13 protein-coding genes are annotated in these 13,371 nt (G+C 36.1%); 2 read left to right on the top strand and 11 right to left on the bottom strand.

All coding sequences use genetic code 11. From position 1 onward, the window contains the following. Positions 1-13: 13 nt before the first annotated feature. Genes JHE06_RS03790 through JHE06_RS03780 form a run of 3 tightly spaced genes read right to left on the bottom strand, consistent with a single transcriptional unit; the run spans position 14 to position 2,426 of the window. On the bottom strand, positions 14-925 hold the full coding sequence (locus JHE06_RS03790) for an RluA family pseudouridine synthase (RefSeq protein ID WP_058918090.1): 912 nt from the start codon (positions 923-925) through the stop codon (positions 14-16). Beyond that, positions 915-1,727: an NAD kinase gene (locus tag JHE06_RS03785; RefSeq protein ID WP_058918089.1), complete on the bottom strand. Its 813-nt coding sequence runs from the start codon at positions 1,725-1,727 to the stop codon at positions 915-917. Before JHE06_RS03785 ends, JHE06_RS03790 begins: the two co-directional genes overlap by 11 nt. Positions 1,728-1,763: 36 nt before the next feature. Beyond that, positions 1,764-2,426: a GTP pyrophosphokinase gene (locus JHE06_RS03780; protein WP_058918088.1), complete on the bottom strand. Its 663-nt coding sequence runs from the start codon at positions 2,424-2,426 to the stop codon at positions 1,764-1,766. Between the two features lie 200 nt (positions 2,427-2,626). Here JHE06_RS03780 and JHE06_RS03775 point away from each other — a divergent pair, with 200 nt between their 5' ends. Next, positions 2,627-3,223 (top strand): CYTH domain-containing protein, encoded by a 597-nt coding sequence (locus JHE06_RS03775; RefSeq protein WP_058918087.1) that lies wholly within the window; start codon positions 2,627-2,629, stop codon positions 3,221-3,223. A 155-nt stretch (positions 3,224-3,378) separates the two neighbouring features. Further along, positions 3,379-4,065 carry a DsbA family protein gene (locus JHE06_RS03770; protein WP_058918086.1) on the top strand — a complete coding sequence of 229 codons (687 nt, stop codon included), beginning with the start codon at positions 3,379-3,381 and terminating at the stop codon, positions 4,063-4,065. Positions 4,066-4,183: 118 nt separating this feature from the next. Here the strand turns inward: JHE06_RS03770 and pepF are convergent, their stop codons facing one another. The 8 genes from pepF to opp3b form a co-directional block, all read right to left on the bottom strand. Beyond that, the gene (pepF, locus tag JHE06_RS03765; RefSeq protein ID WP_201089531.1) at positions 4,184-6,004 is read right to left on the bottom strand and encodes an oligoendopeptidase F; all 1,821 of its coding nucleotides are present in this window, start codon (positions 6,002-6,004) and stop codon (positions 4,184-4,186) included. A 254-nt stretch (positions 6,005-6,258) separates the two neighbouring features. Continuing rightward, complete coding sequence (locus tag JHE06_RS03760) at positions 6,259-7,458, bottom strand: competence protein CoiA (protein WP_201089529.1); 1,200 nt, start codon at positions 7,456-7,458, stop codon at positions 6,259-6,261. Positions 7,459-7,580: 122 nt separating this feature from the next. After that, complete coding sequence (locus JHE06_RS03755; protein WP_058918082.1) at positions 7,581-8,246, bottom strand: adaptor protein MecA; 666 nt, start codon at positions 8,244-8,246, stop codon at positions 7,581-7,583. 315 nt (positions 8,247-8,561) lie between these two features. Next, a complete protein-coding gene (spxA, locus tag JHE06_RS03750) occupies positions 8,562-8,960 on the bottom strand; it encodes a transcriptional regulator SpxA (protein WP_058918081.1) in 399 nt (132 codons plus the stop codon). A 355-nt stretch (positions 8,961-9,315) separates the two neighbouring features. After that, complete coding sequence (locus JHE06_RS03745; protein ID WP_058918080.1) at positions 9,316-10,257, bottom strand: ABC transporter ATP-binding protein; 942 nt, start codon at positions 10,255-10,257, stop codon at positions 9,316-9,318. Between the two features lie 2 nt (positions 10,258-10,259). Beyond that, a complete protein-coding gene (locus tag JHE06_RS03740; RefSeq protein WP_058918079.1) occupies positions 10,260-11,354 on the bottom strand; it encodes an ABC transporter ATP-binding protein in 1,095 nt (364 codons plus the stop codon). 14 nt (positions 11,355-11,368) lie between these two features. Then, entirely contained in the window at positions 11,369-12,361 is a 993-nt protein-coding gene (opp3C, locus tag JHE06_RS03735; protein ID WP_156413299.1) for an oligopeptide ABC transporter permease, read from the bottom strand. A 56-nt stretch (positions 12,362-12,417) separates the two neighbouring features. Next, a complete protein-coding gene (gene opp3b / locus JHE06_RS03730; protein ID WP_058918077.1) occupies positions 12,418-13,365 on the bottom strand; it encodes an oligopeptide ABC transporter permease in 948 nt (315 codons plus the stop codon). Between the last annotated feature and the right edge of the window lie 6 nt (positions 13,366-13,371).

Here is a 13,371-nt window from a genome sequence, read left to right as displayed (position 1 = left end):
AAGCTCCCCCTTTCTACCGGTGATTTTCTATTGCTCGTTGGCGTTCAAGCCACTCAGCAATATCGACCGGATAGTCCGCCTCTAAAACAATCTTTTCTTGTGTAAAAGGATCAATGAAATCTAGTTCACGACAATGTAAAGCTTGTCTTTTGACCCATTGATTCCACTCTCCGCCATAAAGGTCATCTCCCATAAGCGGGTTTCCGATATGAGTAAAATGCACTCGAATTTGATGAGTTCTGCCAGTATGCAACTGAATATCTACTAATGTCGCTTCTTCAAATTCTTCTCTTACCCAATATTCTGTCAAGGCCATCTTTCCATCTGGATGGACGATTCTCTTGATAATGGAGTCTTTTGGTCTAGCAATCGGCGCTTCAATTATCCCATGCTGGTTTTCTTTTAATTTTCCTGTTAATAAAGCAATGTATTTTTTGTGCAATTGTTTTTTTCTCAGCTCTTTATCCAATAAAGCGTGCGCGTAACCATGCTTAGCAAAAAGCATCAACCCTGTCGTATCTCGATCCAAACGCGTCACAATATGGATGACTTGATTTTTATATCCTTGTTTAACGTAGTATCCTTTCACACGATTGGCCATTGTTCCTGCTGGATGAACCTTAGATGGAATAGAAGCCACACCAAAAGGTTTGTTTACTACTAAAAAATTAGCATCCTCATAAACAATGTCAATAGGGATATCGATGGGAATGGTTGTATCATGCCCTTTTTCATCTGGAATGGTTATTTCTACCACATCACTTTTTTGTAAATGATAGAGCACATTTTCAATTTGATTGTTAACCGTAATTTTACCGCCTTGAAACTTCACCTTCGCCAGCAAACTGCGTGAAATCCCTTTTGTTCCTAAAAATGTTTTTACTTGCTGTTTTTCTGATGATTGATAAGTCCAGCTAAATTTCATATTTATTTTTCGCTCCAATAAATGCGTCTTCTACTCGGCTCCAAAAATGCGTATGGCGGTAACGAGCAAAATGAATGCGTTCTTTTGCTATCCGATATTGTAAATCGATAATATTTTTCTCAGATGACGATAGTTGATCGATAGTCAAAACAAACCCATCAGTCGTTATAGGTTTAATTCGGATCCATTCATCTGGTGCAACGATCATCGGCGAACTTAAGGTCCGAAAGACACGGTTGTTGATCGAAGCTATTTCAGCTAGCTGCATCGCTTCCAACCTCGGGTGAATAATTGCTCCTCCAACCGATTTATTATACCCCGTTGACCCAGTAGGCGTAGAGATACAGATGCCGTCTCCTCTAAAACGCTCAAACAGTTCATCTTTAATAAATACATCGCATACCATCGTACCATCGACTCGCTTCATTGTCGATTCATTTAATGCTAAAAAATGGGACGGTTCTTTGCGCCCTTGATAAGTGGCCCGCACATCCAATAAAGGGTAACTGATGCTTTCTCCTTTATCATGAATTAAACTTGTCACTAGTTCTGACAATTCATAGTCTCTCCAGTCCGTATAGAAGCCCAAGTGTCCTGTGTGTACTCCCACAAAACGCACACGGTCTAGCATATGTGCGTAACGGTGAAATGCAGACAACAATGTACCATCCCCGCCGATCGTGATGACTAAATCAGGATGACGTTCATCTATTTTGAGCGCTGCTTTTTTAAGGAGCAAACGCAGCTCTCCTGCTAAAGTAATGGAGCTTTCATTATTATTATGGACAATTGCAATTTTCACAGTTACCCTCCTTTCTCCTACAGTGTTTCAAAAAAACTATGGTTGCTTTTTGTTTTCCGTTTCTTCTGTACTGCTTCTTTTACTATATGAAAACATATGTTGCGCTTCTTGAATCTCTTCACGAATTTGAGACATTTCTTCATCTAATTGAAATACTGCTTCAGCTGCTCTCTTCAATCGAAGTTTGATATCTTCAGGAAATTCGCCATTGTATTTGTAATTTAATGAATGCTCTATCGTCGCCCAAAAGTTCATCGAAAGCGTTCTGATCTGCACTTCTGCTAAAATAATTTTTTCTCCTTCGATTACTTGTACCGGATATTCAAAAACAACATGATACGAACGGTAACCACTTTCTTTTTTATTGGTGATATAATCTCGTTCTTCAATGATCTTTATATCGTTTCGGTTTCTTAATAACCGCACTACTTCATGAATATCTTCTACGAATTGACACATGATTCGCAAACCGGCAATATCTTGCATATCCGTTTCTAAATGTTTCAAAGGGATATTGCGCAATTCAGCTTTTGCTAGAATACTGTCGACAGGTTTGACCCTTCCTGTAACGAATTCAATTGGCGTGTGCAAATTTTCTTTTCTAAATTGTTTTCGGATTCCTTTTAATTTGATTTTTAATTCTTCCACTGCTTGTTGATAAGGTACTAAAAACTCATCCCAACTCTGGTTTTCTTCCATCAATCATACCTTCTTTACCTGTCATTTCAATACGGTTTCATTTATTTAATACATACAAGTATATTTTAACATATATGTATTAAAAGAAGAAATATCCCCTGATGAAAATAAAAAATGGTATCATAGATAGATGCCTTTTACTATTAAGTTCTTAATCCATACCCTAATAACCGAAAATGAATAAGGAGACGAATATAAGCATGAGCGAACAACTAGAAATTGAATTCAAAAATATGTTAACGGCTAGCGAATACCAAAAGCTGCTGCTTTATTTTCAAGCGAAAGAAAAGAGCTTTTTCTTTCAAGAAAATCATTACTATGATACAATTCATGAAGATTTAAAACACCTGAGATGCGGGTTAAGAATCCGTATCATGCCAAATTCTGCTGAATTAACACTTAAAACTCCTTTAGGCGACCATTTACTAGAAACAACAGACCCGCTGTCTTTAAAAACTGCTAAAGAATTGATTTCGAAAAACAGCATTTTACAAACTGGGGCAGTAGCCAAAAAACTCCAAAGCTTAAAAGTAGATCCTGATAGTGTTCAATTGATTGGTTCACTTAAAACCAAACGTTTTGAAAAAGAAACTAAAGATGGATTATTTGTCTTAGACCATAGTTTTTATGGAGAACAAACGGATTTTGAATTAGAGTTTGAAACTCATGATGCAGATAGCGGAGAACAAATCTTTAATCGTTTTTTAGAAGTGCATCATTTAATGAAACGACCTTCTAAAAATAAAATAGTAAGAATGCTAGAAGCCTTCTCATTAAATTCTCCAATAACGGATTGAATTTTAATTTGTGGCAGATTTGTTACAAATTTGTTTTGTACCCATTTAGAAATAAGTTCTTTTGTTACTTTTTTTCAAAGATATTTGTTAAGGTATATATGTTGCTGGTAGGAGCAACACGCGTAAAAAAATATATGAAGCTAAGGTGAATTGTTATGCTCTCAACCACGCATTCCGAAAAAGGGAATCATTTTAAACAAGTTATTGAGATTTATTTATTTATTAATCCCATCGGTTCTGTTTGTTATCAAGCAGAAAAAGGGGTAATGGACTTTATACAATCTTGTGAAGAAAAAGTTCATTTTCATTTTATTCCTGTCCACAATTTCAAGACATTCTCTGATTACATGAAGGCATTAGAATTGCCAGCAAAAGATCTAAACTTAAGAAACGAGCTTTTTTCTCAAACTTATGAAGCTTGTTTGGCTTACTCGGCTGCTTGTATGCAAGGCAAGAAAAAAGGCCGCGTATTTTTAATGGCTATGCAGCAAGCTTTAACTATTGACAATCTCCCTTTCTCTCAAAAATTATTGCAACAAATCGCTTATGAATCAAATTTAGATATCCCGATGTTTTTAGAAGATAAGAAATCAGAATTTGCTAAAGCAGCTTTTGAAGCTGACCAAAAAATTGCTCGTGAAATGAACATTCTTACAACTCCTTCTTGTGTAGTCTTTAGTGACCAGCACAAAGATCATGGACTTTTGATTGAAGAATACATTACGGTAGATTTACTGGAAAAATTATGTGCCCAAGGCTCAGAAGTTTATGAAAGCAATCCGATTGCAATTGCTTCCAATCAATTGCCTGTCGTGAAGAAAAATCATCTGCACGTTCTTTAAGCAAAAATAATAGTTATTCAAAAAAAAAGAACCTATCCATATGCTATTCCCGAAACTGACAGTTTTAGGAGCAGTACATGGATATAGGTTCTTTTTTATGCTTTCTTATTCGCTAGCTTTAAGCCTTCAACGTTTCAATCAACGTCTCCAACTCATTTAACCTAGTTTCAAAAACAGTCATCGCTTCTTGAATATAGTTTTTTTCTGTCATATCTACTCCTGCTTTTTTCATGACTTCAATCGGATAATCACTACTGCCTGATTTCAAATAAGTCAGGTAGTTCTCTAATGATGTACCTTCTTCATCTTTTAAGATTTTGGCTGCTAACGCTGTTGCTGCTGAAAACCCTGTTGCATATTGGTAAACATAATAATTGTAATAAAAATGAGGAATACGCGACCATTCAAATGCAATTTCAGAATCTTCTTCAACTGCTGGACCATAGTAGCGTGCATTCAATTTTCCATAAGCTTGATTTAAAAAATCACTGGTTAAAGGTGTGCCTTTTGCTGTTTCTTCATGAATAAAATGCTCAAATTCAGCAAATTGTGTTTGCCGGAAAATAGTTCCTTTAAAACCATCTAAATAATGATTTAAGATATAAGCACGCACTTGAGGGTCTTTTTGAGTCTCTAATAAATATTCGGTCAAGATATTTTCGTTAGTTGTCGAAGCAATTTCAGCTAAGAAAATAGAATAATCTCCGTAGACATATGGTTGGTTTGCTCTAGTAAAATAGCTATGCGCGCTATGTCCCAGTTCATGAACTAACGTATATAAATGATTTAATGAATCGTGCCAGTTTAGTAAAATATAGGGATTGGTTTCATAAGCTCCTGAAGAGTATGCACCGCTACGCTTGCCTGCATTCTCTACAACATCGATCCAACGCTCTTGAAAAGCTTTCTCTAACACAGCTAGGTATTCTTCTCCTAGTGGTTTTAAGGCTTCCATTGTTGTTTCTTTAGCGTCTTCATAAGTGAACTTGATGCCTGCTTCTCCAGTAATAGGCGTATACATATCGTACATATGCAATTCGTCAACGTTTAATAGTTCTTTTCTTAAAGCTACATAACGATGAAGCAGCGGCAGATTATCATCGACAACCTCTAATAACGTATCGTATACTGTTTCAGGAATATGGTTTGCTGCCAATGCTTTCTCACGTGCAGATTGGTAATGATGCACTTTTGCATTGTAATTATGGTATTTAACATGCGAAGACAAGGTACTAGCGAAGGTATTGTTCAACCCCTGATAGACTTGGTATAAATTTTTAAAAGCAGCTTCACGTACAGAACGATCCATACTTTCCATCAGTTGTCCATAGACTCCGTGCGATAATTGGATATCGTCGCCGTTCTCATCTTTGATTACTGGAAACTGTAAGTCAGCATTATTCAAAACATTAAAGGTCCGGCTTGAAGCTCCAAAAATTTCTCCTGCTCCTGCCAAGAGAGCTTCCTCATTAGCTGACAGAATGTGTTTTCTAGAAGCTGTCAATTGATCAATGTAATGTTGATACATAACTAAATCTTTGTTTTCTTTTAAATAACCAGACAATTTTTCTTCTGGGATTTCTAATACTTCAGGTTCAAACCAAGAAATTGCTTCTCCTGCTTTAGTTGCTAGTGAAGAAGCGCGGTCGTACATTCCTTGATATACGGCGTTGGCTGTATCTTGATCATTTTTTAAGTGAGCGTAAACATACAACGTTTCCAGCTCGTTGGAAATTTCAAGAATATATTGAATACAGTGCAAGAACGTTTCAGCACTTTCTGTTAATCTCCCTTTAAATGCAGCTATTCCAGCTATCTTTTGTTCCAATTCTTGATAGGCTGCATGAAACGCTTCATCAGACTCAAAAATAACATTTAAATCCCAAGTCAATGCTACGGGGACTTCTTCACGTTTTGGTAATTTTTTTGATTCTTCCATACTAATCCCTCCTAATTTTCATCACTTTTTAATTTTAACATACCTTTCACATAAATAAAGGTTCTTTTATGTGAGTGCCCCTTATGGAGTCGCTTTTTAGGATGTATTAGTGAAATATAAAGAATCTTCACTATTTTTATTTGGCTGGAGAAGAGTTAGTACAGTTATTTTCATCATGTTTTCATGATTACACGGTAGGTATTAAAGCAATAACCACACATTAAAGTTTCCAAAAGAGATGTTTTTTTCCCTCTTCAGTTCTCCATAGCCGTTTTAGTCCCAGAAAAGTCTTTTATTTTTTCTTGTTCATTTAGATAATAATAAGGTTTAGCTTTTATCCGCCACTCTTTTTTGGTTATTTTTTCTAAAATTCCTTGAGTAGTTAAGGATTCAATGAATGGTAAAAGGGAATCGATTTGCTCATTTAAAGTGACTAATGGCATTGTAAAAAACACTAGCTGCTGCTTATCTATCATTCTTTTTATTTGATTGTCAATTTCTTGCTTAGTTAGAATAGTTTTCAATTCTTTTTGAACGAGCCATTCGAGTAAGATATATTTCCAAAAATGAGGCATTGTTTTAATGGCAACTTTGTTTTCAACTGGTAGATACACCTCCTTGGGCAACGAAACAAGCGAATGCCCATGGCGGTAAATATATTTTTGAAAAGCTACCATTTCAGGCTCTTGGTATCTTCTCCTACGATTCAAGAGCAGATGGCTCTGCAGCAGTTCTTTCTTCAGTGTCTCTTGTGGGCGACAATAAAAAGGTGATTCCATTTTTATTTCTATAGCTTGCTTCATAAAAAGATCAGAAAAATGTCCTGCTGATTTAAATGTTGTCTTTTCACATGCTACTTGCTGTGACACTTTTTTTTGATGGATATTAGAAATTAAATGCAACTGTCGTTGGTAAACATCTAAACTATAAAGGTAATAACCATATGTTTTATTTTTTTTCATAAATAAACGCTGAAACGAAGTAAGTTTTTGTGTAAATTTAAATTTTGATCCCAAAATCCAATAAACTTCATACTGGTTGTTCTGATAGCCTTCTGTTCGTTCGATCATTCTGTCCGATGATAATGAGCTGCATTGAAACTCAATGACTATTGGAGTCTTTGAATTTAACCAAACAAGTAAATCTGGCCGTTGTTTTAAGCCCGGCAAATAGGCTTCTAACTGACAAGGAACTCCTTGTTTGACAAACCACTCAAACAGCAATTTTTTCCCTAATAGATGTTCTTCTGTCTCACCTTCAGAAAACACTTGGCAAGTCGTCTGATGATAATGGGCAAAATGAGCTTGTTTTAATTTTCCTTGTTTTAAAAAAACCGGTGCTTGGCAGCAAGGGCAGATATATTCTTCTTTTTTAGTGTTTGTTCTCCTTTCTGTTTTCAGCTTATCTGCATAAACGTGTTGATTTTTTTGATTTAACGCTACTAACATATACATCACTTCCATTCCTCAGGTTTATTGAACTATCCGCAGAATGGCCTAATTTCTGTTTCTAAAAAAGAACAAACAAAAAAAGGAACTAAGAGGCTTTCCGTCTCTTAGTTCCTTCACCTATATACTTATTTGAAATAGTAACGTGTTAACTCTAGTGCGCTGTTTTCCATGATCAATTGTCCATGCTCAGTCAACACACCATGAGTAATGGGAGTCTTTTCAGCAAATTCAAGTGCTAAAGAAACCTCTTCATCAACGCTTCGTTCAATCATCTCTTCAACAAAGAAAACTAAATGCAAGAAATAATCGCCTTTATATAAATAAAGATTCGATGCTGCATTGTCTAGATACAATCTTTTTGATAGTGAAACCATGTCTTCGAATTGATTGAAACGCAAGACAACTTCTTCAATTTCTTTATTTGGATTGCCTAAATAATTTTCTACGTTATCTGTTTGTCCATCTTGAACTAATTGTTTTTTTATCAACTGTGAAAAATCTCCTGAACCAAAATTATCAGATGCTGAAGAAAAGTCAATATCTTCGCTTAATGGACCACCTTTACTAATGAACAATTCTAAACCACTGCCATTAGGTAAAACCTGAAATGTAATTGCATCAGATTCATGGAACTGTTCATCCACGTCGACTTCTTCCAAAATACTGTAAAAGAATTCTTCAATCTGTTTATGATTCCCTAAAAGATCTAAAAAGGTTATGCCTCTTTCTTCCAAATCAGCATTTCCAATGAGTACACGGATTGTATTTTCATTTATGTGTTCCATTTCCATAGTCCTACACCTCATTTCTTCATTTCTGCGGTTATCTTCAAATAATCGCAAGAACTATTTATACTAACTATTTTAAAGCAAATATATTAAATGTAAAGATAAAAGTGTCCGAAAAAAATAGCTGCTTCGAGAGATCCTCTTCTTACGAGCTCTCATTAATTAAAGCAGGCCCAATCCCACTTTTAAACAAACAAAAAAATACTTTGCATTTATTAACTCTGTTTAGTTTATTAGTTTAATAAATACGGAAAAGCCTGGAATAGAATTACTTAAAAGCAATTCTGTTCCAGACTCTATTAAATCATTCTCACAAATTTAATACCCAACGATTTTTTGTGCATGCTGTAATTCAAGCGCACGAACTTCTCTAGGTAAAAAGCGTCGAATTTCATCTTCATTGTATCCTACTTGCAATCTTTTATCATCTAACATGATTGGTCGACGTAAAAGCCCAGGATTTACTTGAATTAAATCAAACAAGTTTTGAAGAGGTAAATCATCTAAATCAACATCTAATTCTTGAAAGACCTTTGATCTAGTAGAAATGATTTCTTCTGTTCCATCTTCCGTCATCCGCAAAATTGATTTAATCTCAGGAATAGATAAAGGTTCAGAAAAAATATTTCTTTCTGTATAAGTAATGTTGTTTTCTTCTAACCACGCACGAGCTTTGCGGCATGAAGTACAACTAGGTGATGTATATAAAGTAACCATATGTTATGTCTCTCCTTTTTTAGTCGGATAGATAGCCAATAAAATAATTTTAATGACACCCTTAACTGGCTTACAAGACCTATTATACACTACCTAAAAAAATAATACTACCCTTTTTGTCAAAGTTCCGTCACTTTTAAGACATTTTTCGTTGTTATCTCTGTACTCCACGATTTTCCGTTCACATTTAACTCAACAAAACCCTTTATGCATCAACGTTAATAGACAATAATTGTATATTGATAATCATTACAATTAAGTCTTTATTGTAAATAAGTTTTTTTGCATTAAAAAATAGAAGACATAAAAACAGACATTTCTAATATATTAGAAATGTCTGTTTTTCGACTTGAATTTATTTCGCGTAGTTCGCTTTTTTTTCTTTCAAAGCTGCTACATCTGATTCACGACAGTAAACAAAATGTCCTGGTGTAATTTCTCTTAATTCTTCTGCTTCTTCATTTGCTTCTCTACGAATATAAGGCGTCCGGACACGATTGCGCTCATACTCAGGATCCGGCAATGGAACAGCAGACAATAAACTTTCCGTATAAGGATGCAAAGGTCTATTGTAAACTTCGTCAGCAGCTGCTAATTCAAGTAATTTACCATTGTTCATTACTCCAATACGGTCACTGATATATTTCACCATTGATAAGTCATGGGCAATAAACAAGAACGTCAAATCTTGCGTTTTTTGTAATTCCATTAACAAATTTACTACTTGGGCTTGTATAGAAACATCTAAAGCCGAGATAGGTTCATCCGCAATAATAAATTTTGGTTTAACTGCAAGAGCTCTTGCGATTCCGATACGCTGACGTTGGCCACCTGAAAATTCATGCGGATAACGTGAAGCATGGTCTGGATTTAGTCCGACCGTTTTCAGCAACTCATCTACTTGACGATTACGGTCTTCAGTTGAAGTAGCTAAATTATGAATATCAATTCCTTCGGCAATAATGTCGCGTACTTTCATTTTCGGATTTAATGAAGCATAAGGATCTTGAAAAATCATTTGCATATCTCTTCTGAATGACAACATTTCCTTTTTACCTTTAATACTGTGGACTTTAGTTCCTTGAAAATCTATTTCGCCAGCTGTTGGGTTGTAAAGACGAATAATTGAACGACCAGTTGTCGATTTACCTGAACCGGACTCTCCAACTAAACCGAAAGTCTCCCCTTTATAAATGTCAAAAGTCACATCATCTACTGCACGAACTTCATTTTTAGTCCCACTGTTAAAGTATTGCTTTAATCCTTTAACTTCTAATATTTTTTCTCTGTTCTCCATTTTTAGACGCCTCCTTTTACTTCATGGTTAGCATCAAAAACGGCTGAATCTTCATTGTGTTGATGTTTTGAAAATTTTTGCTTATAGATTTCTTGACGTGCTTTAATTTCAGCAGGTGGTTCAACTGCTGGTGCATTAGGGTGCAATAACCAAGTTGCTGCATAATGAGTCTCAGAAACTTTAAACAAAGGCGGTTCTAATTCAGTATCGATTTTCATCGCAAACTCGTTACGAGGAGCAAAAGCATCTCCTACAGGTGGATCCAGTAAGTCCGGAGGCGTTCCTGGGATTGCATAAAGCGTCTCTTTGATCTCTAATGTAGGCATTGAACTAATCAATCCCCAAGTATATGGGTGTTGTGGATTATAAAAAATCTCATCAACAGTTCCTACTTCTACGATTTTTCCAGCATACATAACCGCTACGCGGTCAGCTACGTTAGCTACTACGCCTAAATCATGTGTAATAAAAATAATCGAAGTTGAAATTTTCTTTTGCAGTTCTTTCATCAAATCAAGAATTTGCGCTTGAATTGTTACGTCTAAAGCTGTTGTCGGTTCATCAGCTATCAAAATTTCCGGATTACAAGCTAAGGCAATCGCAATAACGATTCGTTGTCTTTGTCCACCTGAAAATTGATGCGGGTATTGTTTCATACGTTTTTCAGCATGAGGCAACCCTACCAAATTTAACAATTCTAGAGCACGCTTAGATGCTTCATCTTTATTTAATTTTTGATGAAGGCGAATCGGTTCAGATACTTGTTTTCCAATCGTCATTGTCGGATTAAGCGACGTCATCGGATCTTGGAAAATCATAGCGATATCCTTTCCTCGGATGCCTTGCATTTCTTTTTCGGTTTTTTTAATTAGGTCGCTGCCATTGAACAAAATCTCGCCTTGCTCAACATTAGCGTTTTGAGAAAGCAAACGCATAATACTGCGAGTCGTCACGGATTTACCAGAACCAGACTCACCGACGATAGCTAATGTCTCCCCTTTTTTTAAATTGAAACTGACACCACGAATGGCTTTTACTTTACCAGCATAGGTGTCGAATGTGATATTCAAATTCTTAACTTCTAATACATTATTCATTCGGATTCACCTCGCTAATCTTTCATTTTTGGATCAAATGCATCACGTAAACCATCAGCTAGCAAGTTAAATGAAATCATCAAAATACAAATAACAGCTGCCGGATACCACATCAAATGTGGTAAGAAACGGAATGTTTTGTAACCATCGTTAATCAATGTTCCTAAAGAAGCCGTTGGTGCTGGAATACCAATACCAATGAAACTTAAGAAGGCTTCAAAGAAAATAGCCGCTGGAATTGAAAACATTGTTTGAATGATAATAATCCCTGATAAATTTGGAATCAAATGTTTAATAGCAATTTTAAAGGGAGACTCTCCCAATGTTTTTGCTGCTAAAATATATTCTTGGTTTTTCAACTTCAATGTTTGTGCTCGAATAACCCGAGCCATTGAAATCCAACCTGTAATCGCTAAAGCGATAATAATTGATTTAATACCTGGGTCTAAGACTAATAACATTAAGATAACCACAACTAAGTTTGGCACACCGGATAAAATCTCCAATAACCGTTGCATAGCGTTATCAACTTTTCCGCCAGCCCAACCTGATACTAATCCATAAAGAACACCTATGGTTAAGTCAAATAACGCTGCGACAAAGGCAATCAAGAGCGACACGCGGGTTCCGTGTAAGATACGCGAAAGCAAATCACGGCCTAAGCCATCTGTTCCTAAAATATAATAAGCATCTGTTGGCACACCTTGCTGTTCGTATTTGTCCACACGTGTATTCCCCATAACTTGCGTTCCGTTTAAACCATCAATGTTTAATCCTGGAATTTTAGGCGGCAAGTTAGCATGTGAAACCGTTTGGTGGTTCGGATCATGTGGCGAAATGACCGGAGCTGCAATACTTAAGATAACAAAAATAATCAGTACAAACAAACTAACTACCGCAGCTTTATTTTTCTTTAATCGTCTCCAAGAATCCTGTAGAAAACTTAAAGAAGGCGCTGCTATTTTTTCATTATCTGCTGCATTTAAACTACCAGCTGGAACAAACATTTCAGGAGGCAAGGTAGTTGTCTCATCAACAACAGCTTTTTGTTTTGAATCACTCATTAATTGTCCCCTCCTTCAGTTGCAACACGAATACGTGGATCTATTACTCCGTAAAGAATATCCACTACTAAGATAATGCCTACAAGCATTGCAGAGTATAAAACTGTTACACCCATGATCGTAGGATAGTCATTAGTCATAATTGATTTAACGAATTGTTCACCAATCCCTGGAATAGCAAAAATATTTTCAACAACCATTGAACCGGTCATTAAACCGACAGCCATAGGCCCCAAAATGGTTACCAAAGGAATCAAGGCATTCCGAACACCGTGTTTAAAAGCTACGATCCATCGGCTCAAACCTTTAGCTCGTGCCAATTCGACATAATCACTGCCAAGAACCTCTACCATCTCAGTTCGAATAAAACGAGCCGAATCTGCAAGAGGCGAAATGGCGAGTGCTAAGGTCGGTAAGACAGATGACTGAAATCCATCATTCCACAAAGCGATCGGGAACCACTTTAAGTAAACTCCAAAAATCAGCTGTAACAGTACTGCAATAACAAAGTTTGGTATCGACCGCCCTAAGATTGCTGTAAAGGTAGCTGTTGTATCGATCCAAGTATTCTGATTCATAGCGGCTATAACCCCTAAGATAATCCCTAAGACCGTTCCTAAGACTACCGCCTGAATCCCCAGCTGCATGGATGGCCCTACCCGCGTAGACAGCAATTCTGTTACAGGAGTGTTATTGAATTGAAAAGAAACACCTAAATCTCCTTTCAATAAGCCGGTTATATAAACTAAGTATTGAACCGGAACAGGTTCATTTAGTCCATATTTTTCATTCATGATAAAGATTTGTTCCTCTGATAATTTATCCTGGTTACTGTATGGAGTACCGGGTAAGAGCTTCATCAGGAAGAATGTGATCGATGCAATTAAGAATAATGTCAAAAACATATACAAGATACGTTTCCCAAGAAATTTAGCATAACTTTTCATCGATTT

This window comes from Carnobacterium sp. CS13 (assembly GCF_016653495.1).
Taxonomy (GTDB): domain Bacteria; phylum Bacillota; class Bacilli; order Lactobacillales; family Carnobacteriaceae; genus Carnobacterium_A; species Carnobacterium_A antarcticum.
This window is presented reverse-complemented; position numbering and strand designations above follow the sequence as displayed.